This is a genomic window from Cellvibrio japonicus Ueda107, assembly GCF_000019225.1.
Classification (GTDB): Bacteria; Pseudomonadota; Gammaproteobacteria; order Pseudomonadales; family Cellvibrionaceae; genus Cellvibrio; species Cellvibrio japonicus.
Genome location: NC_010995.1, coordinates 372,142 through 393,738, shown reverse-complemented (window position 1 = coordinate 393,738; position 21,597 = coordinate 372,142). Strand labels below are relative to the sequence as shown.

Below are 21,597 nucleotides of genomic sequence, written 5' to 3'. Positions count from 1 at the left end.
TTACGCATCCGGGAGTAAGTGACCATCGCGAACCACCAGGCGATGGGTTGTTAAAAATTCCAATTCGCTCAGCGCATGGGTGACATACACCATAGGGATTTTGCACTCGGCATAAATGCGCAGGAAAAACGGCAATATCTGCTGCTTCAAGCGCTCATCCAGTGCCGACAGTGGCTCGTCGAGCAACAGTAATTCCGGCGAATACAAGACCGCACGTCCCAGTGCAACCCGCTGTTTTTCACCACCCGACAAGGTAGCGGGTTTTCGTTCCAGCAAGGCCCCCACCTCCAGCAGTTCAACCACCTTGCCAAAGGCAAAGCGGCGCTGGCCTGGCGCAATATTGTTGAACCCATATAACAGATTGCTGCGCACGGATAAATGCGGCAACAGTTGCCCATCCTGGAAGACCAGACCGATATGGCGCCGGTAAGGCGGAACCCAAATGCGCTGCTGGATATCGCACAGGGTTTTGCCATTCAAGCGCAGTTGTCCACGCCCGGGTTTTAATAACCCGGCAATGAGCGCCAGCAGGGTGCTTTTGCCACTGCCAGATGCGCCTAATATTCCTGTAATCGGAGCGGAAATAGCTTGTTGCGCACGCAGGGAGAATTGATCGCGCTGATACTCAACATCTATTTCAAGCACGGCGGACTCCTAACCAGCGCTCAGCGCGACGTGTTAATAAATTGCTTAACAACAATGAAAAAAAGGCAAAGGCCACACAAATCACAATCAGGCGTATGGCGATAGCATCACCACCCATTTGATGGGTGGCAGAATAAATCGCAAGGGGCAAGGTGCGCGTCTCTCCCGCAATATTGCCCACAAAGGTAATGGTCGCGCCGAACTCACCCAGGGAGCGACTAAACACCAGGATAGAACCGATCAAAATACCAGGTAGCATCAAGGGCAGGGTGACGCTGTACCAGACTTTAAACGGGCTCGCGCCCAGCGTATTCGCCGCCAACTCCAGGCGACGATCAATCATTTGCACCGACAGCTTTGCGGTCTGGACCATCAGCGGAAATGCAATCACTGCCGATGCCAGCACAGCGCCTTTCCAATTAAAAGCGAACTCAATATCAAAGTGGGTTTTGAAAAATTGCCCCACCACACCCTGTGAACCAAATACCACCAGGAGCAAATAACCGGGTACCGTCGGTGGTAAGACCATGGGCATAAATAACACCGCTTCCAATACCGGCTTGGCCATAAAGTCCTTGCGCGCCAGCAGCCACCCAAAGAATACCCCCGGCAGCAAGCACACCAGCGTCGCCCAACATCCAACCTGGGCAGACAGGCCTAATACCTGCCACTCGGATTCACTCAACATCATCAACTCACTTACGACACCAATAATTATTGGGCCCGTTTAAAGCCATAGCGCTGGAAAACCTGCGCAGCCTTGTCTGATTGCAGGAATTGCCAGAACGCCTCGGCATCTGCGTTCGCTCCCCTGACTAAACCGCCGGGATATACAATCGGTACATGGCTCTGCGCCGGAAAACTGGCCACTACATCCACTTTATCGGTTAGCAGCGCATCGGTTTTGTAAACAATGCCCAGGGCGCACTCACCGCGCTCTACAAATGCCAGTGCCGTTCGTACATCCGGGGTACCCACTAAACGTGGCTGGATCGAATCCCACCAACCGTAATACTCCAGGGCCTGCCTGGCATATTTACCCACCGGAACATGACTCGGATCACCCGTACACAATTTGCCATTGAAGCTGGCAATCAGGTCTGCGTCCTTGTCGAAGCGAATATCCACTTTGCGCCCGGCGGGTACAATCAATACCAACTCATTGAGCAACAAGTTGACACGACTGTTTTCGTCCAGCAGTTGACGCTCCTGCAAATAATTCGCCCAATCCTGGTCGGCTGAAATAAACAGCTGTGCAGGCGCGCCGTTTTCGATCTGCTTGGCCAGGGTTGAGGAGCCCGCATAGGACGCTTTAATGCCGACACCCTTGTGTGTTTTTTCATAGGCGCTGCCAAGTTCGCCAATCGCATCGGTCAGGCTCGCAGCGGCATAAACATGGATATCCCCTGCGCGAGCCGCACCAGAAATGAGCATAACGCACAGCAGCAAGCTCAATAAAAAAGCACGGTGTAACGACTGGATTTGCACCTGACAAGCAACAACAACCGGTAAATATTTTTTCACAGACCTGCCCCTTGAATAAACGCATCAACTGAATTTCGCTATATACCATTGTATATAGTGATTTCACGTCCAATACAATCGTATGAATTCAAATTGGCGCTCTAGACGCAGGAAGAAATTGAAAAACCCAGTATTTTTCCCAATGGCAATAGGGGGCGATGCCTGTTGGCACTGGAAAATAATCGTCCGGTGCCTATAGGCATCACACCAAAAACACTAACCGCTGCGGATAGGTCCCGCACCAGAATTGCGCATGCAAAAGGCGTATCCCCTTTCCGTTGGGGACTCCATCCAACCAGTCGCCCAGGGTATTGGGATCAGCGATCCAATAAAGCCGCACCTATAGTCCCCGACCATGATCCCGGCTTGAATCCCCTGCGAGTGGCAAGCTTATTGCAGCCTTGGCAAAGCCCGCAATTATTGTGCACCAGCTCACATTTATTGACAGGCACAACCGAGGTATCAATGAGCCCGCATCCATGATCAACCCCGTTTTACTGCAAACCGCCGTGCCCTCCCTGCTGGCGGCTATGGATGCCCTCACCCTTGAGCCGGACTTCCAACAGTTTTTTCGCAAGGCGGCAGCGGCCGTCCGCGATTTGCTAGGTGCCGACGGCACTGCCCTGATCCTGCTCGATGACCATCAGGAAACCCTCGAATACAAACTATTTGAAGGCAAACGCAAAGCCCTGTTAGATACGTTTACCGGACTGCGCTTTCCCGCCAACTCCGGTATTTCCGGTCGTGCCCTGATTAGCAAAACCAGTATTTTTACCCGTAACTATCCACAGTCACCCGATGCCATGGCACAGCTAGTGGATGCGGGCCTGCAGGCTAACCTGGTGATTCCGCTGATTTCCTCAGACCAGGTATTGGGGGTACTCGCCTCCTCCTGGTTTGCCCCCAACCCAGCACCCACCGGTATAGCCCCCCAGCTATTGGCCCTGGCAGAGCGTATTGCCAGCCAGATTGCGGTGGCTTGCCACCGCGAAAAGCTGGAGCGGCAGCTGCGCGAACTGGTGAGCATCGACCCGCTCACCAAGCTGCTAAACCGGCGCGGCATCCTCGCCCACCTCGATCAAAACCTGGAGCGGCTGCAGCGTTACCAGCGCAGCTTTGCACTGTTTTTTATTGATGTGGACGGACTCAAATCCGCCAATGACCACTGGGGCCATGAAGCCGGTGATTTACTCCTGCGCGACCTGGCCCAGCGCCTGAGCGATGTGGTGAGAAAAGGCGACCAGATCGGCCGCCTGGGTGGCGATGAGTTTTTAATTATCGCCGAGTGCGACGAAGGCCATATTGAATTGCTGGCCAAACGGTTTCTACAAGCCCTGCGCGCACCCTTTGGCGAAGGGCGCAAGCGCGGACGCCTCAGCGGCAGTATTGGTATTGCCTTTGCGCCCCAGGATGGTACCGACGAAACCAGCCTGCTGCGCAAGGCCGATGCAGCCATGTATGTTGCTAAAAGCCAGGGAGGGGACCGCTATCATCGCGCTTCCGTCAGGGCTGCGCCAACGACGGCCGCCAAACTTTCCATTGTCGATGTGGAGGGTGCACTGGAACGGCAGGAATTACAGTTGTGGTATCAGCCCATCTGCCAATTGCAGGATTTATCCATCCTGGGTTTTGAAGCGCTACTGCGCTGGCGCAGGAGCGATGGCGATCTGGTCACTGCCGAGCCGATTATCCAGGCCCTCGAAGGTAGCCGTGGCGACCTGGAGTACCGTTTGGGCAATTGGGTACTGCGCGAAGCCGCACGTCAATTTCAGCGCTGGCAGCGCGAGGGCTTTAACCTCGATATCCATATCAATATCTCGGCGCGCCATTTTGTGCACCCGGTATTTTTACTGGAGCTACAGCGCCTGTGCGAGAGCCACCCGGCCTTTGGCCGCAAGCTGATTATCGAAATTACCGAAACGGCTATGCTCGAAGACCTGGAGCGCGCCAAGCGCATCATGCTCGGCTGCCGCCAGTTGGGGGTACGCATGGCGGTAGATGATTTCGGAACCGGCTATGGCTCACTCACCTACCTTAAGACACTACCGCTGGATTTACTCAAGATCGACCGCTCGTTTGTAGCAGACCTGCCCGGTAACAAAGTGGACTGGGATATCACCAAAGGCATAGTGGCCATCGCCCACGCATTGGGCCTGGCGGTCGTGGCAGAGGGTGCAGAGACCTGGGAGCAGATTGGCTGCTTGCGCGAACTGGGCTGCGACCAGGTACAAGGGTATTTCATCCAGCGTCCCATGCCCTTCGACGAAGCCAGTCGCTGGCTGGATACCCACTTCAGCCACAAGGGAGCCCAGCGTCTATCGCCAAAACGCCCGGCCAACGACCAGTTCAATAACAGTCTGCGCGGCTATGATCCGCGCTTTTCCCTGGAGCGCCTAAGCCGGGTTCACTCCGGCTAGCGGGCTCAATAGTGGACAGGCAGGCGCTTGAGCATCGCCTGGCGCGCGGCAATCAGCTCTTTGTAGGTTTGGATCATCGTAAAGTTGACGTGGTTACCCACTAACTTGAGCTCGGCCAGCTGGCGCTCGTAATCGGAAATCTCTCGCAGGAGTTTTTCGCGCAGCAAATCAGCGCGGCGGGTATTTACATCGGGACGCAGATTTTTATTTTGTCTTTTCACAGTTGTCACTCCCTAGATCCTCAGGCAGAAAAACAAATACCTTCGTTAGGCGTTATGTAACATTCGCCATCCCCTTAAGGCTAGAAGCCGCTCAGGAAATGACCAACTCCGGGTTAGAACATTTTCTTCTCGGATAGCTGTCAAAATGGCTATAAGACATAGAGATTTATAATCGACCTTCCATTAACAGGCTCTGCCAGGCAAAAGTTCCATCAGCGAGACCATAAAAGTAGGGATTGAGCAATTCATCACGCTGGTTGTAACGCAAGGGTTGCAGTGCCGCATCAGATCCCATCGCTTCAACCACCGCGCCCCCCGCCGCTTCCAATACCGCTTGGGCCGCCGCCGTATCCCATTCGCTGGTCGGTGCCAGGCGCGGATAAAAATCTGCTCCGCCTTCGGCAATCACGCAAAACTTGAGCGAGCTGCCGGCGTTGCAACGCACTATCCCGCCGGGCCAGGCGCGGGCCAGCTGCTCAACCAGGCCCAGTGTCGCACTGGTTCCATGGCGATGGCTTAGCAATACCCGCAGGGGTAAACCCTGGCTGAGGCGCTGGTTAATATCGCTGGTTCGGATTGCCTGGGGAGTACCATCGCCCTGGTATTTCCAGGCGCCGGCTGGTTGTGCCTCAGCGAGAATCCCCAGGTAGGTAATATCCGTCACCGGCACATGCACCAGTCCCAGAATGGGGCGACCGGCGTGGACCAGGGCAATATTCACGGTGAACTCGCCATTACCGGCAACAAATTCGCGGGTGCCATCAAGCGGATCGACCAGCCAGTAGCTTTCCCAGCGGGAGCGCTCGGCAAACGCCGGAATCTGCGCCTCTTCAGACACAATGGGTAAGTCCAGCAATTGAGCCAAGCGGGAAGCAATCACCGCCTGGGCCGCCAGGTCAGCGGCAGTTAATGGCGAATCATCCGCCTTGTGAACCACACCGTGGCTGTCCTTATCGCGGTAAATGGCCATAATCGCCGCGCCGGCATCGCGGCCAATCGCCAACAAATGGCGCACCAATGCAGCATCAATGACAGGTGACATACAACCTCCTTCGATAAACAACTCCCTGACACACTCAGGTTGACTCCAGGGATAAATTCCCGGCCAGCCACTCGCGGGCCATAAACAGGGCAGCGATACTGCGCCCCTCGCATACATCCGGACGCATCACCAACTCCAGCAACCTATCCAGCGGATAGGGAACGACCTCGATAGGCTCGGGCTCATCACCCGGTAAACGCTCAGGATACAAATCCCAGGCCAACACCAGGTTAATCCCATGTTCCATATAAGCAGGCGACAGGTGGATACGCTTGAGAAATTTGAGCTGCCGCGCGCCGTACCCCACCTCTTCTTTCAGCTCGCGATTGGCCGCCTCCAGTAAACTTTCTCCCAGATCCATAGCACCTTTGGGCAGGGCCAGGTGGTAATCTTCAATGCCCACCGCATATTCGCGCACCAAAAGCACCGTATTTTCATCGAGCAGGGGTACAATAAGCACCGCACCCGGCCCACCGGTGCACAACTTCTCATAGGTGCGCACCTCTCCATTGCTAAAACGCAGGTGGATCTCATCGGCGCGGAACAAGCGGCTGCGGGCAACGGTCCCGCGGTTAAGAATCTCTGGCTTGGATGGCATTATGGCTTCCACCGACGAACAAGGTTTATGGTTAACTGGAATCAAATAGACACAGTAATGCTGGATATGGATGGTACCCTGTTGGACCTCCATTTCGACAACTTTTTTTGGCTGGACCATTTGCCCCAGCGCTATGCCACCATTCACGGCCTTGACCCGGAAACGGCCAATCGCCGCCTGACCCAGGATATCCACCAGTACGAGGGTACCCTGCAATGGTATTGCCTGGACTTTTGGTCGCGCGAGCTGCAGGTGGATATCCCCCAGCTGAAAGAAGAGGTCAAACACAAAATACAGATGCGCCCACATGTGGGGGAGTTCCTGCAGCGCCTGCGCGATCACCACAAGAAAGTGCTGCTGGTGACCAATGCCCATCCCAAAAGCCTCAACCTCAAGCTGGGAATCACACGCATCGATCGCTGGCTGGATGTGATTGTGTCTTCGCACGAATTCAATGAGCCCAAGGAATCCCAGCGCTTTTGGCAACAATTACAAGCGCGCGAGGACTTCGATCCGGAGCGAACCCTGTTTATCGATGACACGGCGCGAATCCTCGAATCGGCGCGTCGCTTTGGCATCAAACACCTGCTTGGTATTCACCAGCCCGACAGCCAAATCAGTCGCCGCATGGAACAATTCCCGGCCATCCACCATTTTGATGAAATCATGCCACCTGCACGCCAGGGCTATTGCACCGATTTATGAGCAAGCAAAAACACACTCTTGAGGACGACGCGGACGATGACAAGATCCGCATCGACAAATGGTTATGGGCGGCACGCTTTTTTAAAACCCGCAGCCTCGCCAAACAGGCCATTGACGGCGGAAAAATCCATTGCGATGGCCAGCGCATCAAGGCCAGCAAGGAAGTGACTATCGGCCTGGTGCTGAATATTCGCCAGGACTGGGATGAAAAAACGGTTGTGGTAAAAGCCCTCAGCGACCAGCGCCGCGGTGCACCGGAAGCCGCCTTGCTGTACGCGGAAACCGAAGCAAGTGTTGCCCTGCGCGAAAAACGCCGCCTTGAGCGCAAGGCAGGGCTGGGTGCCTTTATTGTCAGCGACCATCGCCCCAACAAAAAGGAACGCCGCCAGATTCACCGCTTCCAGCGTATCAATTTACTCGACAACGAGGATTAACTCGACAAGGAGCCACTATGTACAAGCCACTGCTGTGGTGCTTACTGGTGTTGTGCAGCGAGAGCGTAAGTGCCGATGTTTATCGCTGGGTAGACAAAGACGGCAAGGTCCATTACACCGATAAAAAGCCGGCGCCGGAAGCCGAGGACATCACCCGGCAGGTCAGCAAGCAAAATATTGATACCAGTAGCGAAGAACTGCGCAAAGTTGAACAAATATTGCGTAAGGAAAAACCTGCCGACCAGGATTTTTATAACGCACCCGACCCGGAAGAACAGGCACAGCGCACACAGCGTTGCAAAGCGGCCAGGCAACGGCAGGCCAAGATCAGCGGCCGGGTGATTTTTATTGGTGACGATGGAAAAGTGGTTAAGGTCACCGAACAAGAACGCCAACACATGCTCGCCGAGCTCAATGGGATTATCAGCGAGAATTGCGAGCCATAGAGTTTATTTTTAAAGGTTCACCCATGACCAGCAACGACCTGCTCCACCGTTTTTTATTTGATGACTGCGATATTCGCGGTGAAATTATCACGCTTGGCGACAGCTATCGCGAAGTACTCAGCCACAATCAACAACCACCGGCTATCCGCCAATTACTGGGTGAGTTCCTCGCGGCCGTAGGCCTGCTGTCCAGCACCCTGAAATTCGACGGTAAAATTATCCTGCAAGCGCGCGGCGACGGCGCCATCAGCACCATCATGGCGGAATGCAATTTCCACCAGAACCTGCGCGGGATAGTGCGCGCCAATGCCGATATTGAACTCAGTGACCAACAGGCCAACCAGGGCAGCTTGCGCGATCTGCTTGGGAATGGTGTCCTGGTTATCACCATCGAGCCGCAACGCCGTGAAAACTTCGAGGGAAAACTGGAGCGCTACCAGGGCATAGTGCCCATGGAAGCCGATGACCTGGCGGGCTGTCTGGAGGATTACTTCCAGCAATCCGAACAGCTCGCCACACGCTTGTGGCTGGCCGCCGATGACCAGACAGTGACAGGGCTATTTGTACAGGCCCTGCCCCAACAATTAAATACCAACCCGGAAGACAACCAGGATCGCTGGAAAACCATCACGACCCTGGCCGATACAGTGACTGCGGAAGAGCTGTGCGGGCTGGACCATCCCACCTTGTTACACCGCCTGTTTCACGAGCAGCCGCTGCGACTGTTTGAACCCAACCAACTGCGTTTCTCCTGCAGTTGCTCGCGCGAGCGCAGCGCCAGTGCACTGCTCACCATTGGCAGGGATGAGGTGGAAGAACTGCTTATTGAAAAAGGCAGTATCGATATCGACTGCCAATTCTGTAACCAGCATTACCACTTCTCGGCCGAAGAGGTGCGCAAATTATTGGGTGGCGATGTGTTGCACTAATGTTTCTATAGCAATTAGCACAAGCGGGCGCGAAATTTGCGCCCTTTTAATTTTCCCTCTTGCAGTTGCCGCAAGGCCGCCCTGGCGATACTGCGATCAACAGCGACATAAGCGGCAAAATCGAAAATATCGATTTTGCCGATTTTTTCAAAGGGCAGGCCGGCATCCTTGGTCAGAGCGCCGATAATATCCCCCGGGCGCAATTTGTCTTTCTTGCCTCCATCAATATTGAGCGTTGCCATCACCGGTTGCGGCAGTGAGTTAGTATCGCTATCCGGCACAGCCTCCAGGCTTATGGTTTGCCGAAGGTAATCCTCCAGGCGATTTACCCGCACTATTTCCCTGGGGGCCACCAGGCTCAGGGCCAAACCTTCGGCGCCGGCGCGGCCGGTCCGGCCAATGCGATGGACATGCACCTCGCTATCGCGCGCCAACTCATAATTAATCACCGCATCCAGGTCTTTAATATCAATTCCACGGGCAGCTACATCGGTGGCAATTAATACCGCACAACTTTTATTGGCAAAGCGCACCAACACCCGGTCGCGTTCTTTTTGTTCCATATCGCCGTGCAACGCCAGGGCAGCCACTTTTTTAGCCTGCAAACCATCGGCTAATTCCTCGCACTCCGCTTTGGTGTTACAAAAAATAAGGGTGGACGCCGGCTGAAAATGTGCCAGCAAATTGATCACAGCACTGGTCCTGGAATCGCCTTCAGCCAACTCATAAAAATGTTGCCGGATTTGCTGTGAGGTGTGCAGGCTTTCAACGGTAACCCGCACCGGATCGCGCTGGTAGCGGGCACTCATTTGCTGAATATTGGCGGGATAAGTGGCTGAGAACAGCAGTGTCTGGCGCTCGCTATTGGCACTTGCAATAACCGTGTTGATGTCATCGGCAAATCCCATATCGAGCATGCGATCCGCTTCATCCAGTACCAATTGTTGCAAGCGATCCAAATGCAAAGACCCTTTGCGCAGGTGATCCACAATGCGCCCCGGCGTACCCACTACAATATGCGCCCCGCGCTCCAGGGAGCCCAATTGCGGCCCAATAGCAACACCGCCACACAGGGTAAGGATTTTTATATTGTGGGTAAAACGGGCGAGGCGGCGCAGCTCTTTGGCAACCTGGTCAGCCAGCTCCCGTGTCGGGCAAAGTACCAGGGCCTGCACCGCAAAACTGTCTACCTGTAATTTTTCCAGCAGGCCAATACCAAAGGCGGCGGTCTTACCACTACCGGTCTTGGCCTGGGCAATCAGATCCCGCCCGGCCAATACCCAGGGCAGGCTTTCTGCCTGGATAGGCGTCATACTGGTGTATTCCAGAGAGGCGAGGTTGTCGAGCATAGCGCGACTGAGGGGCAGTGTTGAGAAAGTACAAGTGGTGGTCACAATCGGTTCCTGGGCTAGAATGGCGGGCATCCAAAGTTGCCATTATACAAGGGATAAGATGCATACCTGTTTTTTCTCATCTGCTTCACGTTTATCCAGGCTTTTTCTCCGGCAGTTTTCCCTGTTAATGGTGATGGTACCTAGCACCTACGCTCAGGATGAACACAAAACCTGGGAGCTGGGCGTAGGCCTGGGTGCGCTTTACGGACCGGATTATCGCGGCGCCGATGAATACCGCAGCTATGTGGCCCCCATTCCCTATATCGTGTATCGCGGCAAATTTATTCAATCCGACCGCGATGGCTTGCGCGGTAATGTTGTGCGCTCAGATACCTACGAGTTCACCCTGAGCGCCAGTGCCAATATCACTCCGGACAGTGAAAAAAACAGGGCGCGCGAGGGTATGCCGGAGCTGGGTTCCACCGCCGAACTGGGGCCATCGCTCAACCTGTTACTGATGGGTGAAAACCTACAGGAGGGATTGCAGTTGCAAATCCCCTGGCGCTTTGTATTTGCGCTGCATGGCGACAAACGCGGCTATATCGGCCAGGTGTTACAACCGCAGCTCATGTGGCGTCAGCGCATAGACGATTGGTCGCTCTCCTATCGAGCGGGCATTACGCTGGCCACCGAACCCTATCATCATTATTACTATGGTGTTGATGAGCGCTATGCAACCGGCACACGCCCGGCCTATACAACAGATAGCGGTTACAGTGGCTGGTTCGGGCAGCTGGCCGTGTCGCACTCGCTACGCATTATTAACGAGCAAACGCGCCTGGCGCTGTTTATGCGCTACGACAACCTTGCCCAGAGCACAATGGAAGATAGTCCGCTGTTATTCAGCAAAAATGCCTGGCGCGGTGGTTTGGCCTTTATTTGGGTGATTCACTAGCGCCTTATAACCGGCGCAACAATCCCAGGGTTTTGATCAGCGGCAAGGCTTCGAACAAACCCGACGCCTGCGCCAGTGTCCAGATTTCATAGGGAGGACGGCCACCGTCTTCAGGGTTGGGAAATACATCGTGAATGGCGAGCCAACCGCCGCGCTGCACATGGGGTGCCCAACAGCGGTAATCGGTGAGCGCTGCCTCCATGCTGTGACCGCCATCGATAAAAACCAGGCCCAGCGGTGTATTCCAGTGGCGTGCCACCAGGTCCGAGGGCGCGACTATGGGCACGACAGTATCTTCCAGGTGTGCGCGGGCGAGGGTGCGGCGAAATTCGCGCAAGCTGTCCATGCGCTGAGCTTCAATATCATAGAGCGCCGGGTCGTGATATGCCTCCCCCAGTTGATGCTCCTCGCTACCGCGGTGGTGGTCGACCGCAAAGAGCAGGGTCTGTGCGCGCTGGCAGGCGCTGCCCAAATACACCGTCGATTTACCACAGTAACTGCCAATCTCCATACAAGGCCCCAGAATCGACGCCTTTAAGGCATACTCATAAAGTGCAGCACCTTCATCCTTGTCCAAAAAACCTTTTACAGCGTCAATATCTATTGGCAGCATAGCGGGCTCTCACAAAAAACCGGGCACAGTGTAACAGACGAGTACCAACATGCGCCGCAGCAATACTCCCTACAGGATCAAGCGACTCTATAAAGCCATCAACCACTGGTACATCAAGCGCTTTATCGCCCCGCAATTCGATAGCATCGGCACCATTCCCGAAATTGCACATCCACGCAGCCTGGTCATCTTTGGGCGCAATATTCATTTGGGTAAATATGCGCAGATTATTTGTGCGAGCGATAACTGTGTGCGTTTTACCAGCTGGCCGGGCAAACAGGGAGACGCTGAAATTGTGATTGGTGATTACTGTCTGATAGCTCCCGGCGTACGCCTCTCTGCAGGAAAATCTATTCGTATCGGCGATAACTGTATGCTGGCCGCCAATGTCACCATTAGCGATAGCGATTGGCACGGCATTTATAATCGCATCCGCCCTTTTCGCTGCACACAACCGGTGATCATTGGCAATAATGTCTGGTTGGGTGAGCGGGTCATTATTACCAAGGGGGTCACCATCGGTGAAAACACCGTTATCGGTGCAGGGGCGGTGGTAACCCGGGATATTCCGCCAAACACAGTAGCGGCAGGTAATCCGGCGCGCGTGATTAAAACCATCAATCCCAACAGGCGGATGCTCAAGCGCGAATTATTATTTAGCAATCCCGAACATTATTTTTATAATCAGGAACAACTGGATAAACTGATGCTGGGTAACAACGGCTGGCTCAATTGGCTGCGCAGCCTGTGGAAACCCAACCACCGGGATTAACCCAATGAAACAACGCAGCTATACAGAGGTTATGCCCCCCAATTGACCTTTACTCGGTCTACTGGGTGGCTTTTTTAATGTTCATTCCCTATTGAAGGGTACGGCGGAACACTGATGATCGTTAAAATAATAGGCAGTTTATTGATTGGCATGTTGCTAACTCTGGAAGCGACAGCCAAGCCATTGCAACTGGATGCGCAGTATGCCGTGTTTGACGGTGATCCGGTATCTTTGCAGCAGGTGTTGGGCAAACAACCGGTGTACCTGAAATTCTGGGCGAGCTGGTGCCTGGATTGTCGACGCGAGTTACCGCACTTGCAACAGACTTACGAGCGTTATCGTGACCGTATCGCCTTCTATGCGGTGAACCTCAACATTAACGAGGAAGACACCTATATTCAGGCTTTAAAAGACAAACACCAGTTAACCATTCCCATCGTGATGGATAACAACGGCTCCATCGCCGGCAATTTCCAATTTCATGGCACCCCGTTTCATGTGTTGATCAATCGCACCGGCGACGTGGTTTATACCACGTACAAAGATGATGCCCAATTGGCGAGTAACCTGGAGCAGCTTGCCAGCCTGGGAACCTTGGCAACGGCCAAGAATAGCGCACAGATAGCGCGTACCAGCACCCCAGTAACCTTACCAGAGGGACTGGCACTGGTGTATTTCGCCACTACCTGGTGCGATTGGTATATGGCCGATATACATCCAGATATGGCTCGCAATTGCACGCAGGCAGATCAGCTGGTTAACCAGTTGCACAAACAGCATCCCAATATTCCCTTGCAGTCTTATGTATCACACCTGTGGACAGAGGAAAAATACCTGAAGGAGTACATCGAAAAATTCAACATCCGCTATCCCGTGACAGTGGATACCGAAGGTGCGATTGCACGCTATTACCAGAACAGTGAATACCCAACACTGCTGCTATTTGATAAGGGTAAGGAGTTAAAACGCTTTAGCCGGTTTGAGAATCCCGAGGATGTATTGGCGCAACTCAATACACTGCTGGGGAAAAATAAATAGCGGCCAATAAGGTCGCTAGCTTAACCCCTGGGCGGCACGCAACAAGGCAGCAACAGAAATACCATCGGTGATTTCACCACGCATCACCATAGCAATGGCATCCTGTAGTGGTATTTTTTGGTATTCAATATCTTCGCTGGCCTCCAGTTGTTGTTGACCGACAAACAAGTCGCGCGCGATAAACACAATGCAGAGTTCATCTGTCACTGAATTGGATAGATGCAAGCGCATGAATTCCTGCCAGTGATGTGCTTTTAATCCCACCTCTTCTTCCAGTTCACGTTTGGCGGCCTCCAGCGGACTTTCTCCCTGGGGGCAACCGCCCTCGGGAATCTCCCAAGTGTATTGGTTTAGGCTATAACGGCTTTGCTTAACCAACCAGGTATTGCCATCCTCATCTATTGGCAGGACACCGATAGCTGTATTTTTAAAATGCACAACACCATAAATACCATCGGTTCCCTTGGGCGTTACCACTTCTTCGTGGCAAACTTTTATCCAGGGATTTTCGTAGACAACCTTTGAGGTTTTGGTTTTCCAACCACCGATTTTTTCAGCCAGGTATGGATCAGTCATCAGTAATTACTCTTTAACATCCAGGCGCGCGGATTGTGGGTAAACCCGAGCTTCGGGTAATAATCGTTGGCTTGCGGTGCCGCCAACAACACAACCATACAGTCAGGCTCAGTGTGTCCTTGCACCTGGTCGAGCAGGTGTCTGCCTATTCCCTGGTGCTGATAGTCTTCGTCAACGGCCAAATCTGCCAGGTAGGTGACATAGACAAAATCCGTCAGTGCACGGGCAATGCCAACCAGCTTATCTTCATCCCAGGCGGTGATCACAAGATTGGCATTGCGAATCATGCCTTCAAACACATCCGGTCTATCGACAGGCCTGCGCTTACCCAGGCTGGTGCGTTGATAAAGTGCAATGACCTGTCCCACATCCAGAGGGGTATCATGAAGATAGCGAATAGCCATAAAACACCCTTGCTTGCTTATACGATATGTGAAATACAGACTCACCGTTAATGCAAACGGTGCGGCTCCAATTGTACTTCTTCGATGAGGTTGCCCAGCATCAGCACCCGGCCAAAATAACGCTCGCCGCCGGATACTGTGAATTCAAAATAAAAGGCCCGCCAGAAAACGAGCTTGCCCTGTGCATTGCGTTTAACCCACAAACGGCGCAAATAAACACTCTCATCCAGCATTTGCACCTGCAATTCCTCACAGCGTTTGCGCGCTGCCATATAGGCCCACTCCTTAACACGCAGGGCATGGCGCCAATAGAGGATGGCCAGCGATAGGATTATCAGCCAGAAAAACCATTCGATATTCAGCATCGGGGATCAACACAAATAACGGGTGGAAACAGCCACAGGGACCTACGAGGGAGACAATCTTGCAGAAAAATAGATTATGGGACTCTTCTGCCTCCGTCATGGGCGGAAGCACAGGTTAACACCTGTCGTCACAAGATGAACCAAACAACAAGGGGTGATTGATTGCTCAATCACCCCTTGTTTCAGCTCCACTTAGAGTGGAGTTACGTTTTCCGCTTGCGGGCCTTTTTGGCCTTGGGTTACTTCGAAAGTGACCTTTTGGCCTTCTTTCAGTGTTCTGCGACCAGTGCCATTGATTGCACGGAAGTGAACGAACACATCGGCACCACCTTCACGCTCGATAAAACCGTAACCCTTGTCGTCGTTAAACCATTTAACAACACCAGAGACTATATCTGACATAAATTCCTCGTCTTGCATTTTAAAAGTGTCAGCTGTAGCTGACCGAACAAAATAACCGACTTTACTAAAAGCCAGGGTGATATAGCTTGTTAATAAAGCTATTGCTCAGGTCGTGGTGCGTCCAAGTGTCTTGAGCAAGCGGAAATCTTACAAAAGTCTAGTCTTGGGTCGAATCTCAATCTGTAGCGGGTCAAAATTAAAGCACTTGCCTAGGGGGAGTCAAGCAATTCTCAGTGAATTTAAACAGGACGGAGTTTTTTTATAACCAAGCGTAACCTGCCTGTAATTAGTCAGGCATATTGCTCCCCGATGGATCATCGTGTTTTTCATCCTGTGCGGATTTTGTGGGCACTTTTGCCAATACCTCGTGCAAAAAGAGTGCAACAGGAATGACAAAAATTCCGACAATCATCACCTGACGTTTAATTGCTTGAAATTCATAGCCTTGCTTCGCTAATTGATAACAGGCCAGGCCCCAGGCCGCTGCTGCAAAGTAGCCCCAGCGATTGTGTTTACACACAAACCAGGCAATTGTCGCTGTCACCAGGGCAAGAAAGACACCATAAATATTGGCAAAAGACAAAAATCCCACAACAGATGCCAACAACAACAGCAACAAGACATAATTTAAAAAGTGTGCGACAAGTCGCGTTTTACTCATATGAGCCTCTCAGGATAGTGTTACTTTTTTACACCAATATGAAATAGGGTTATTCAGAACCGGTTTTATGTTTGCCGCGCCAATCCTGATATTTTTTGTGTACACCGCGCGTGAATGCCTGGGAATAGTCTTCCAGCAGGTCGACCCCAACCAGGACGGCAATCACCACCAGCGATAATTTAATGGCTACCAGGTTGTAGCCGATGGCAATGCACACACCGATGGATGCCAGCGCCCAGATAGTGGCCGCCGACGTCACCCCCAATACAACACCATCGCGGGCCAACATCACACCGGCGCCTAAAAAACCAATGCCGGTAATCACCTGGCCGATAATACGCGAGGGATCTGTAACGACCTTTTCCGGCCCTGCCAGCGATGCAGAAATTGCCAGGGAGGCGGCGATAAAGATATAGGTGCCCAGGGTAATCAGCGAAGACGTGCGAATACCAACCGGCTTACCGCGCAATTGGCGCTCCATCCCGATAATAGAACCACACAAAATCGCCGTACCTATGGCTTTCCAGTCAAAGGGATAAATTGAAAAAAGTGTATCCAGATCCATGAGTGGCTCTCATACAAAGACTGTTAGCGCGAAATGCCAAGCGCGGCGTTAATAATGATTTTTTTGAGTGCAGGTTGTTGATCACACCAACGCACTCCGGTGTTGCGCAGCCAATTAACCGCCAGGTCACGAGAGCCAAAGAGGCGTTTAAACCCCTCCATGGCACTCATCATTGTCAGGTTCGCGGCCAGGCGCTGGCGCTGGTAGCGACGCAAAATCGAATAGTCATGTAATGGCAATCCCCGCTGATGCGCACGGATTAATTCCGCCGCCAATGCGCCAACATCCAGCAGCCCCAGGTTGACCCCCTGTCCGGCCAAGGGATGGATGTTATGGGCAGCATCGCCTACCAGGGCAATACCCGGCTGGATATATTGGGTGGCATGACGCTGGCGTAACGGAATGGCCAGCAACTCTGCACAATGCTCCACAGATCCCAGGCGATATTCAAAGGCACGCGCTAGCGCTGCACAAAAAGAAACCCTGTCCATCGCCATTAATTGATCGGCCAACCCACTGTCTGCCGACCAGACAATCGAGCAATAGTGTGTATCACCCTGGTGTTGCAGTGGCAAAAATGCCAGGGGGCCGGTGTGCATAAAGCGCTGCCAGGCGGTAAAGGCATGGCTCTTTTCACAGCGCACCGTAGTGACAATCGCCTGCTGCCCATAATCCCACTCGCGCGTTTTAAATCCGGCCAACTCGCGCACTTTGGAGTGGGCGCCGTCAGCGGCAATAACCAAAGGGGCGATGAGTTTAATGCCTGACGATAAGAGCACCTGGATGTGGCTAGCGGTTGAAGCAGGTTGCTGCATATCCAACACGGCGGCTGACTGAACCAGGTGGATATTGGGCAGTTGGGCCATACGCTGGCGCAGCGCACGCACTGCTACAGAGTTCTCCACAATATGCCCCAGTTGGGGCTGGCGCACTTCAGCGGCATCAAACGCAATCGATGCGGTACCTTCTCCGTCCCAAACGTGCATATCCGTGTAGGAACATAGGCGCTGCGCCACTATCGCATCCCAGCAGCCAATATCCATTAACAGTTGCTGTGATGCTTGCGTCAATGCAACGACACGCGGATCAAACCGGGTGCCGGCATAATCGGGCAAGTCAACACCGGGCTCGACAACAACAACCTGCCACGCGGGTACCGCTTGTGCCACCGCGCAAGCCAGGGCCGCACCTACCAGGCCGGCACCGGCAATCAGTAGATCCACATGAGTCCCATCTATTAGCGGTTGCGGGGCTGCCGGTGAAATCGCCTGTCCGGCCAGGTCATCGGCAACCGCTGGCACCATTTCGCGCCAGCGGTATTGACGACCGCCAGCGCCCATGGTTTGGGCGCTGAATACCTGCTTGAGGGGAAACAGGGTTTCCAGGCTCAGCAAGCCCAGATGGCGCAGCGCAACCAATGGCAATTGCGACGAGGAGAACAGGCGCACTAACTTATCGCTAAATTCCACAGTTAATTGCTGGTCGAGCGACTGCCGCTCAAGATAGGTTTGCAGTACCGCCAGGTCGCCGGGATGGCGCTGCTGGTCCAACGCAATTCGCAGGGTTTCCACCAAGGCCGTGCAATCGCGCAATGCCAGGTTAAATCCCTGCCCTGCGACCGGGTGCAAAAAATGCGCGGCATTGCCGAGCAACACCAGATGGGAGCGAATTTGTTCTTCTGCCAGCCGGAGTTGCAGTGGATAGGCAAATCGCGTGGCCACACGGGTAAAGCGCCCGGCGCGAAAACCAAAGCGATGTTGCAAGTGTTCGAGGAAATCCGCATCGCTTAATGCAAGGATGTTGTCCGCAAGTTCATTGGGCAGCGTCCACACCAGTGCCGCGCGACAGGCATCGGGTGATTCCCCCAGGGGTAATAATGCAATGGGGCCCTGGTCGGTAAAACGCTCGTAAGCGATACCGCCATGGGCTTGGGTAAATTCCACATTGGTGATGATGGCGGTCTGGCCATAGGCGCGCACTTGCGTGTGTATGCCCAGCGATTGGCGCAAGGGCGAGTCGCCGCCATCGGCAATCACCGCAAGCCTGGTGTGGATAAACTGCGCTTGTCCCTGATACTCCAGCGCCAGCAAGGCTCCGTCAACCTGGGGTTGCAGCCCATGCACACGGGCCGGCGCGAAACAGGTAATCGCGGGTGTTTGCAACACATGGTCAAGCAGGACACGCCCAAGCCAGGCGTTTTCTACCACGTAGCCAACGGCATCGAGATGGTGTTCGGCAGCCTCTATCACGCCGCCGAGGAAATGGCCGCGATCCGATACATGCACCTGCTGTATAGCCGTCACATGCTGCGCCAGCCTGCTCCACAATCCCAACTCGCGCAAGACATCCACACTGCCCTGCGCCAGGGCGGTGGAGCGCGCATCAAAACTCGGCTGATAAGCTTCGCCCGTTTCTGCCAGTGGCTGTGCTTCTATCAGTGCAATACGCAGGAATGGACACGCCGCTGCCAACAAACTGGCGAGGCTGGTGCCTACCATGCCGCCGCCGATAATGGCGATATCAAACGCGAGGGAATTATTCATTGCCGGTCAGGCTTGTGCCATTAATGCTTCAATGTCTGCAACAGTTTTGGGAACGCCGCTGGTCAGAACCTCGTTGCCATCTTTGGTGATGACCACATCATCCTCAATGCGAATACCGATACCGCGCCATTTTTTGGCAACACGCTCATTATCAGGGGCGACATAAATACCCGGTTCAATGGTCATCACCATGCCCGGTTCGAGCACTCGCCATTGTCCACCCACTTTGTAATCGCCCACGTCGTGCACATCCATGCCCAGCCAGTGGCCTGCGCGGTGCATATAGAATTCCTTGTAGGCTTCGCTTTGGATCAGCTCGTCCACATGACCTTGCAGCAATCCTGCCTCAACCAGGCCAGAGGTAATAACGCGCACGGTTTCCTCGTGGGGATCATTCCAATGGTTGCCGGGCCTGGCCACCGCAATAGCGGCCAACTGCGCATTCAGGCAAATCTCGTACAGGACTTTTTGCTCGGGCGAGAATTTGCCATTGACCGGAAACGTGCGCGTGATATCCGCCGCGTAGTAATCCAGTTCGCAGCCAGCATCGATCAATACCAGGTCGCCATTTTTCAGGGGCGCCGAGTTTTCAATGTAGTGGAGGATGCAACCATTTTTACCACCGCCGACAATGGAATTGTAGGCGGGAAAGCGCGCACCGTTCATGTGGAATTCGTGCAGGATTTCCGCTTCGAGTTGATATTCCATCACCCCCGGTTTGCAGGCTTGCATCGCACGCACATGGGCGCGCGCGGAAATGTCGCCCGCTTCGCGCATCACGCGCAACTCAGCCGCACTTTTGAACAGGCGCATGTCATTTAAAAAGTGACTCAGGTCGAGGAATTCACCTGGGGGTGTTGCTCCCGAACGCACCTTGGCGCGAATGGTATTGACCCAATCCATCACATGCTTATCGAAGTCCGCATCCTTCCCCATGGCGTAATAGACACGTTGCCGGCCTTCGAGCAACCCGGGCAAAATATCGTCGATATCATCAATCGGAAAGGCATCGTCCGCTTCAAACTCACTGCACGCACCTTCGGGGCCTGCGCGATAGCCATCCCAGATTTCCCGCTCGCGATTGCGCTCGCGTACAAACAGGACATATTCACCATGCTCGCGCCCGGGAATTAACACCAGGACAGCCTGGGGCTCCTCAAAACCGGATAAATATAAAAAGTCGCTGTCCTGCCGATAGTGGTATTCAGTATCGCGGCTGCGCTGGCGCTCGGGCGCGGCCGGGACTATCGCGATGGAATTGGGCTCCATCAGCGCCATGAGTTGTTTGCGACGGCGGGCAAATTCGGCTTTGGTAATTCTCATGCGTATCTCGCGGATAATCCGGGGCGTTAAATTAATGCACGGTCTGGTGGTTAGCAGAGCTTAGGTCTTTATCGGCCGCATCGCTTTGCGCTGGCGCAAATTCCAGATAGAGCGAGTTGGTCGCCATGCGCACATACTCTACGACTTCCATATAATCGGCCTCTGCACTCGGCTCATCTTCCTCGTCATCCACCTGGATCTGCACAATGTGGGAAAAATCCTGAAGCATATCCTGTGCCTCTTCATCCAGCTCGCGCTTGGTGGCGAGTTCGACACTGCCAAAGCCGGTCAGGAAACCATGGCACCACTGGCTCAGGCAGCGCGCGCGATCGCTGAGCAGGGTGTCGTCGTCCGGTAACATGAGTTTGAGATTGAAATCACCCTGCAATGCCTGCAAGGTGTTGTGATAAAGGTGCGTCAGGGCAATGCGCACTTTTTCATCGGGAGCGGAGACAAAGTCGAGGAACTCCACCGCCTCCAGCAGCCAGTTAATTTCCGTCAATTGGGCACCACCGGCCAGCTTGCCACACAGGAGCCCGTGCAATTCCGAGGGGCTGTTCAAGGTACCCAGCGGGGCCAGCAGGTTGGCCAGGTCATCGAAGCTGAGGGGGGAATAAGTCTGGGGTTGGCGATCGGTCATAGATACCTCGTATAGCTAAGGCGCGAATCCTATCACGACTGGCCGCCCGTGCCCCTGCGTCTTTTTATATAGCCAATTCTGATACTTGGACATCCTTATCAAAACTTGTATGTTTATCATTTAGTAAGGCACAACTTCTCGAAATCACCTTAACTTGGGGGGCGGCGATTGACCCTGTGACTGGGGCGCAATATAGTGAGCGACCCGCGCTCCTATTGGTCATTTATTATCATGTCTGATGATTTGCTGTTATCCCTGGAAAACAAGCTGGACAAGCTGATCCTGCTGTGTAACCGCTTGCAGCAGGAAAATACTGAGCTGAAAGCCCGCGAAAGCGAGTGGCAGCGCGAACGCCAGCGCCTGATCGAAAAGAATGAACTGGCGCGCAGCCGCGTTGAAGCCATGATCACCCACCTGCGCAACCTGGATGCCGAATAAGCTGGAA

At 53.7% G+C, this 21,597-nt stretch carries 26 protein-coding genes; 9 read left to right on the top strand and 17 right to left on the bottom strand.

Annotation, left to right across the window (positions count from 1 at the left end; genetic code table 11):
• From CJA_RS01565 to modA, 3 genes are read right to left on the bottom strand one after another with little or no spacing between them, the layout of a single operon-like run.
• Entirely contained in the window at window positions 1–645 is a 645-nt protein-coding gene (locus tag CJA_RS01565; protein ID WP_012486000.1) for an ATP-binding cassette domain-containing protein, read from the bottom strand.
• Window positions 638–1,336, bottom strand: coding sequence for a molybdate ABC transporter permease subunit (modB, locus tag CJA_RS01560; RefSeq protein ID WP_202944172.1), 699 nt, complete (start codon window positions 1,334–1,336; stop codon window positions 638–640). Before modB ends, CJA_RS01565 begins: the two co-directional genes overlap by 8 nt.
• A gap of 23 nt (window positions 1,337–1,359) precedes the next feature.
• Window positions 1,360–2,169, bottom strand: a complete 810-nt coding sequence (gene modA, locus CJA_RS01555; protein ID WP_012485998.1) for a molybdate ABC transporter substrate-binding protein — start codon at window positions 2,167–2,169, stop codon at window positions 1,360–1,362.
• A gap of 479 nt (window positions 2,170–2,648) precedes the next feature.
• Between modA and CJA_RS01550 the strand changes: the two genes are divergently transcribed.
• A complete protein-coding gene (locus CJA_RS01550) occupies window positions 2,649–4,586 on the top strand; it encodes a putative bifunctional diguanylate cyclase/phosphodiesterase (RefSeq protein ID WP_012485996.1) in 1,938 nt (645 codons plus the stop codon).
• A gap of 5 nt (window positions 4,587–4,591) precedes the next feature.
• Here the strand turns inward: CJA_RS01550 and CJA_RS01545 are convergent, their stop codons facing one another.
• The 3 genes from CJA_RS01545 to nudE all read right to left on the bottom strand — a co-directional run bounded on the left by CJA_RS01545 (window position 4,592) and on the right by nudE (window position 6,447).
• On the bottom strand, window positions 4,592–4,807 hold the full coding sequence (locus tag CJA_RS01545; RefSeq protein WP_012485995.1) for a hypothetical protein: 216 nt from the start codon (window positions 4,805–4,807) through the stop codon (window positions 4,592–4,594).
• A gap of 166 nt (window positions 4,808–4,973) precedes the next feature.
• A complete protein-coding gene (gene cysQ / locus CJA_RS01540; protein WP_012485994.1) occupies window positions 4,974–5,849 on the bottom strand; it encodes a 3'(2'),5'-bisphosphate nucleotidase CysQ in 876 nt (291 codons plus the stop codon).
• 34 nt (window positions 5,850–5,883) lie between these two features.
• Window positions 5,884–6,447 (bottom strand): ADP compounds hydrolase NudE, encoded by a 564-nt coding sequence (gene nudE, locus CJA_RS01535; RefSeq protein ID WP_041550888.1) that lies wholly within the window; start codon window positions 6,445–6,447, stop codon window positions 5,884–5,886.
• A gap of 27 nt (window positions 6,448–6,474) precedes the next feature.
• Here nudE and yrfG point away from each other — a divergent pair, with 27 nt between their 5' ends.
• From yrfG to hslO, 4 genes are read left to right on the top strand one after another with little or no spacing between them, the layout of a single operon-like run.
• A complete protein-coding gene (gene yrfG, locus CJA_RS01530; RefSeq protein WP_041550886.1) occupies window positions 6,475–7,152 on the top strand; it encodes a GMP/IMP nucleotidase in 678 nt (225 codons plus the stop codon).
• Window positions 7,149–7,586: an RNA-binding S4 domain-containing protein gene (locus CJA_RS01525; protein WP_049765379.1), complete on the top strand. Its 438-nt coding sequence runs from the start codon at window positions 7,149–7,151 to the stop codon at window positions 7,584–7,586. The genes yrfG and CJA_RS01525 overlap by 4 nt, the downstream gene beginning before the upstream one ends.
• Window positions 7,587–7,603: 17 nt before the next feature.
• Complete coding sequence (locus CJA_RS01520) at window positions 7,604–8,032, top strand: DUF4124 domain-containing protein (protein ID WP_012485990.1); 429 nt, start codon at window positions 7,604–7,606, stop codon at window positions 8,030–8,032.
• Window positions 8,033–8,055: 23 nt separating this feature from the next.
• Entirely contained in the window at window positions 8,056–8,961 is a 906-nt protein-coding gene (gene hslO / locus CJA_RS01515; protein WP_041550884.1) for an Hsp33 family molecular chaperone HslO, read from the top strand.
• Window positions 8,962–8,975: 14 nt separating this feature from the next.
• On the opposite strand, the gene dbpA is transcribed toward hslO, so the two are convergent.
• On the bottom strand, window positions 8,976–10,385 hold the full coding sequence (gene dbpA, locus CJA_RS01510) for an ATP-dependent RNA helicase DbpA (protein ID WP_012485988.1): 1,410 nt from the start codon (window positions 10,383–10,385) through the stop codon (window positions 8,976–8,978).
• A 28-nt stretch (window positions 10,386–10,413) separates the two neighbouring features.
• Between dbpA and CJA_RS01505 the strand changes: the two genes are divergently transcribed.
• Window positions 10,414–11,250 (top strand): MipA/OmpV family protein, encoded by an 837-nt coding sequence (locus CJA_RS01505; protein ID WP_158304042.1) that lies wholly within the window; start codon window positions 10,414–10,416, stop codon window positions 11,248–11,250.
• 4 nt (window positions 11,251–11,254) lie between these two features.
• Here the strand turns inward: CJA_RS01505 and CJA_RS01500 are convergent, their stop codons facing one another.
• A complete protein-coding gene (locus CJA_RS01500; protein ID WP_012485986.1) occupies window positions 11,255–11,863 on the bottom strand; it encodes a class I SAM-dependent methyltransferase in 609 nt (202 codons plus the stop codon).
• Between the two features lie 49 nt (window positions 11,864–11,912).
• Between CJA_RS01500 and CJA_RS01495 the strand changes: the two genes are divergently transcribed.
• Both CJA_RS01495 and CJA_RS01490 read left to right on the top strand, forming a co-directional pair.
• Window positions 11,913–12,635: an acyltransferase gene (locus CJA_RS01495; protein ID WP_012485985.1), complete on the top strand. Its 723-nt coding sequence runs from the start codon at window positions 11,913–11,915 to the stop codon at window positions 12,633–12,635.
• A gap of 114 nt (window positions 12,636–12,749) precedes the next feature.
• Entirely contained in the window at window positions 12,750–13,673 is a 924-nt protein-coding gene (locus tag CJA_RS01490) for a TlpA family protein disulfide reductase (RefSeq protein WP_012485984.1), read from the top strand.
• Between the two features lie 15 nt (window positions 13,674–13,688).
• Here the strand turns inward: CJA_RS01490 and CJA_RS01485 are convergent, their stop codons facing one another.
• The 9 genes from CJA_RS01485 to CJA_RS01445 all read right to left on the bottom strand — a co-directional run bounded on the left by CJA_RS01485 (window position 13,689) and on the right by CJA_RS01445 (window position 21,152).
• Window positions 13,689–14,249 (bottom strand): NUDIX domain-containing protein, encoded by a 561-nt coding sequence (locus CJA_RS01485; RefSeq protein ID WP_012485983.1) that lies wholly within the window; start codon window positions 14,247–14,249, stop codon window positions 13,689–13,691.
• The gene (locus CJA_RS01480) at window positions 14,249–14,653 is read right to left on the bottom strand and encodes a GNAT family N-acetyltransferase (RefSeq protein WP_041550879.1); all 405 of its coding nucleotides are present in this window, start codon (window positions 14,651–14,653) and stop codon (window positions 14,249–14,251) included. The genes CJA_RS01485 and CJA_RS01480 overlap by 1 nt, the downstream gene beginning before the upstream one ends.
• A 47-nt stretch (window positions 14,654–14,700) precedes the next feature.
• Window positions 14,701–15,018: a DUF3301 domain-containing protein gene (locus CJA_RS01475; protein WP_012485981.1), complete on the bottom strand. Its 318-nt coding sequence runs from the start codon at window positions 15,016–15,018 to the stop codon at window positions 14,701–14,703.
• A 192-nt stretch (window positions 15,019–15,210) separates the two neighbouring features.
• Complete coding sequence (locus CJA_RS01470; protein ID WP_041550877.1) at window positions 15,211–15,420, bottom strand: cold-shock protein; 210 nt, start codon at window positions 15,418–15,420, stop codon at window positions 15,211–15,213.
• Window positions 15,421–15,706: 286 nt separating this feature from the next.
• Window positions 15,707–16,081, bottom strand: a complete 375-nt coding sequence (locus CJA_RS01465; RefSeq protein ID WP_012485979.1) for a hypothetical protein — start codon at window positions 16,079–16,081, stop codon at window positions 15,707–15,709.
• Between the two features lie 49 nt (window positions 16,082–16,130).
• Window positions 16,131–16,646, bottom strand: a complete 516-nt coding sequence (locus tag CJA_RS01460; protein WP_012485978.1) for an MgtC/SapB family protein — start codon at window positions 16,644–16,646, stop codon at window positions 16,131–16,133.
• 23 nt (window positions 16,647–16,669) lie between these two features.
• On the bottom strand, window positions 16,670–19,189 hold the full coding sequence (gene ubiH, locus CJA_RS01455) for a 2-octaprenyl-6-methoxyphenyl hydroxylase (protein WP_012485977.1): 2,520 nt from the start codon (window positions 19,187–19,189) through the stop codon (window positions 16,670–16,672).
• A 6-nt stretch (window positions 19,190–19,195) separates the two neighbouring features.
• Entirely contained in the window at window positions 19,196–20,512 is a 1,317-nt protein-coding gene (gene pepP, locus CJA_RS01450; RefSeq protein WP_012485976.1) for a Xaa-Pro aminopeptidase, read from the bottom strand.
• A gap of 31 nt (window positions 20,513–20,543) precedes the next feature.
• Window positions 20,544–21,152, bottom strand: a complete 609-nt coding sequence (locus tag CJA_RS01445; protein ID WP_012485975.1) for a UPF0149 family protein — start codon at window positions 21,150–21,152, stop codon at window positions 20,544–20,546.
• A 231-nt stretch (window positions 21,153–21,383) separates the two neighbouring features.
• Here CJA_RS01445 and CJA_RS01440 point away from each other — a divergent pair, with 231 nt between their 5' ends.
• Window positions 21,384–21,590 (top strand): TIGR02449 family protein, encoded by a 207-nt coding sequence (locus tag CJA_RS01440; protein ID WP_041551880.1) that lies wholly within the window; start codon window positions 21,384–21,386, stop codon window positions 21,588–21,590.
• Window positions 21,591–21,597 lie beyond the last annotated feature (7 nt).

Coding starts and splice junctions, on each gene's coding strand:
- cysQ (WP_012485994.1), bottom strand. CDS start 5,849: ATGTCACCTGTCATTGATGCTGCATTGGTGCGCCATTTGTTGGCGATT.
- dbpA (WP_012485988.1), bottom strand. CDS start 10,385: ATGCCCGCCATTCTAGCCCAGGAACCGATTGTGACCACCACTTGTACT.
- CJA_RS01440 (WP_041551880.1), top strand. CDS start 21,384: ATGTCTGATGATTTGCTGTTATCCCTGGAAAACAAGCTGGACAAGCTG.
- CJA_RS01480 (WP_041550879.1), bottom strand. CDS start 14,653: ATGGCTATTCGCTATCTTCATGATACCCCTCTGGATGTGGGACAGGTC.
- modB (WP_202944172.1), bottom strand. CDS start 1,336: ATGATGTTGAGTGAATCCGAGTGGCAGGTATTAGGCCTGTCTGCCCAG.
- nudE (WP_041550888.1), bottom strand. CDS start 6,447: ATGCCATCCAAGCCAGAGATTCTTAACCGCGGGACCGTTGCCCGCAGC.
- CJA_RS01470 (WP_041550877.1), bottom strand. CDS start 15,420: ATGTCAGATATAGTCTCTGGTGTTGTTAAATGGTTTAACGACGACAAG.
- CJA_RS01490 (WP_012485984.1), top strand. CDS start 12,750: ATGATCGTTAAAATAATAGGCAGTTTATTGATTGGCATGTTGCTAACT.
- CJA_RS01465 (WP_012485979.1), bottom strand. CDS start 16,081: ATGAGTAAAACGCGACTTGTCGCACACTTTTTAAATTATGTCTTGTTG.
- CJA_RS01475 (WP_012485981.1), bottom strand. CDS start 15,018: ATGCTGAATATCGAATGGTTTTTCTGGCTGATAATCCTATCGCTGGCC.
- CJA_RS01525 (WP_049765379.1), top strand. CDS start 7,149: ATGAGCAAGCAAAAACACACTCTTGAGGACGACGCGGACGATGACAAG.
- CJA_RS01550 (WP_012485996.1), top strand. CDS start 2,649: ATGATCAACCCCGTTTTACTGCAAACCGCCGTGCCCTCCCTGCTGGCG.
- CJA_RS01505 (WP_158304042.1), top strand. CDS start 10,414: ATGCATACCTGTTTTTTCTCATCTGCTTCACGTTTATCCAGGCTTTTT.
- CJA_RS01485 (WP_012485983.1), bottom strand. CDS start 14,249: ATGACTGATCCATACCTGGCTGAAAAAATCGGTGGTTGGAAAACCAAA.
- CJA_RS01500 (WP_012485986.1), bottom strand. CDS start 11,863: ATGCTGCCAATAGATATTGACGCTGTAAAAGGTTTTTTGGACAAGGAT.
- yrfG (WP_041550886.1), top strand. CDS start 6,475: ATGGTTAACTGGAATCAAATAGACACAGTAATGCTGGATATGGATGGT.
- CJA_RS01445 (WP_012485975.1), bottom strand. CDS start 21,152: ATGACCGATCGCCAACCCCAGACTTATTCCCCCCTCAGCTTCGATGAC.
- hslO (WP_041550884.1), top strand. CDS start 8,056: ATGACCAGCAACGACCTGCTCCACCGTTTTTTATTTGATGACTGCGAT.
- pepP (WP_012485976.1), bottom strand. CDS start 20,512: ATGAGAATTACCAAAGCCGAATTTGCCCGCCGTCGCAAACAACTCATG.
- CJA_RS01495 (WP_012485985.1), top strand. CDS start 11,913: ATGCGCCGCAGCAATACTCCCTACAGGATCAAGCGACTCTATAAAGCC.
- CJA_RS01520 (WP_012485990.1), top strand. CDS start 7,604: ATGTACAAGCCACTGCTGTGGTGCTTACTGGTGTTGTGCAGCGAGAGC.
- CJA_RS01460 (WP_012485978.1), bottom strand. CDS start 16,646: ATGGATCTGGATACACTTTTTTCAATTTATCCCTTTGACTGGAAAGCC.
- ubiH (WP_012485977.1), bottom strand. CDS start 19,189: ATGAATAATTCCCTCGCGTTTGATATCGCCATTATCGGCGGCGGCATG.